Annotated in this window: 1 protein-coding gene; it reads right to left on the minus strand. The window is 60.3% G+C overall.

What is annotated here, in order from left to right:
- A partial coding sequence (locus ACQ4WP_RS29260) for a non-ribosomal peptide synthetase (RefSeq protein WP_436526807.1) occupies positions 1–1,331 on the minus strand: 1,331 nt, incomplete at both ends.

The raw sequence follows: 1,331 nt of genomic DNA on the forward strand, positions 1-1,331 counted from the left end.
GGCGGCCAGCTTTGCTTCGATTTCGCCTAGTTCGATGCGGAAACCGCGGATTTTGACCTGGAAGTCATTGCGGCCCAGGTACTCGACACTGCCATCGGGTAGCCAGCGGCCCAGGTCACCGGTCTTGTACATGCGTGCCGCATCGCCGCCGGCGAACGGGTCATGCACGAAACGTTCCGCCGTCAGCTCCGGACGGTGCAGGTAGCCGCGCGCCACGCCGGCGCCGCCGATATACAGTTCGCCAGTCACGCCAATGGGCACGGGTTGCCTTTGCCCATCGAGGACATACATGCGCAGGTCCGGTAACGCTTGTCCGATCACACTGCCTTGCCCCTCGTCGATGTCAGCTTGCGCAATCACACGGCTAGTAGCATGGACGGTAATTTCTGTAATGCCGTACATATTGACCAACTGTGTGCGCCGTGGATCGTTGCGTGCCGTCCATGGCGCTAGCGTATGCAGTTCCAGCGCTTCGCCGCCGAAGATGATCGTGCGCAAGGCATGTTCTCCGCCCTCTTCGGCCTGCGCCGTGATCAGCTGGCGGAATGCAGTCGGTGTCTGGTTCAGGATCGTGACACGTTCACGGCATAACAATGCATAGAACTCGCGCGGCGAGCGGGCGCATAGCGTAGGGACGATGACCAGCCTGCCACCATAGGCCAAGGCCCCCCAGATTTCCCATACGGAGAAATCGAATGCAAAGGAGTGGAACAGCGTCCAGACATCATGCGTACCAAACTGGAACTGTGGCTCGGTCGCGCCCATCAGCCGTGCCACGTTCAGATGCTCGACCATGACCCCTTTCGGCATGCCGGTCGAGCCGGAGGTGTAGATCACATACGCGAGATGGTGTTCTGTCAGTCCCAGGGCCTGCGTATCTGGATTGCTGCTGGCATATTCCGTCAATCGGCCGCGGTCCTGCGCTTTATCCAGTATCACCATGGGTAGGCTGTGCGGTGGCAATCGGTCCTGGCAACTGGCCTGCGTCAGCAGGGCCAACGGAGCGCTGTCCTGTAGCACATAAGCTAGGCGGTCTGCCGGATATGCCGGATCAAGCGGCACATATGCGGCACCGGCCTTCAATACACCCAGCAGGGCCACCAGCATCTCGATCCCACGTTCCAGACAAATAGCGACCCGATCATCGGGGCCGATGCCCAGGCTGATCAGATGATGCGCCAGCTGGTTGGCACGCGTATTGAGCTCGCCATAAGTCAGTTGCTGCTCGCCGTATGTCAGTGCAATGGCTTCCGGCGTGCGTGCCGCATGCGTTTCGAAGCGCTGGTGCACCAGGATTGCCGGGGCCACCATCGGTACCGGGTTGAAATCAA

The sequence above is a fragment of the Janthinobacterium lyxosi genome (assembly GCF_051380665.1).
In the GTDB taxonomy this organism is placed as follows: Bacteria; Pseudomonadota; Gammaproteobacteria; order Burkholderiales; family Burkholderiaceae_D; genus Janthinobacterium.